Raw genomic sequence first — 242 nt, 5'->3', positions numbered from 1 at the left:
AAGCGATATGGTCGGTAATGGCTTCACCTTGATGAAACGGAGGGTTACATATCACTAAATCTGGTTCAACATCAGCTGGTAAATTACTCAGGCAATCGTCCCAATGGAAAAAAGCTTGTGGCATTTGTTCAGTTTGAGGATCTTGGGATTGAAGATCTTGAGATGGAGTATCTAGCGCGTTCGCTTGCCAATTATGCTTTGCCGAGGCGATGGCCATATCAGAATCATCCACAAAGTGGATT

General features: G+C 43.8%; 1 protein-coding gene. It reads right to left on the bottom strand.

Translation table 11 applies throughout. The features are described 5' to 3' along the window. Positions 1–242: methyltransferase (locus AAEZ02_RS23330; RefSeq protein WP_351125590.1), on the bottom strand; the 242-nt coding region annotated here is incomplete at both ends.

This window comes from Shewanella sp. T24-MNA-CIBAN-0130 (assembly GCF_040310185.1).
GTDB classification, from domain to species: Bacteria; Pseudomonadota; Gammaproteobacteria; order Enterobacterales; family Shewanellaceae; genus Shewanella; species Shewanella psychromarinicola.
This window is presented reverse-complemented; position numbering and strand designations above follow the sequence as displayed.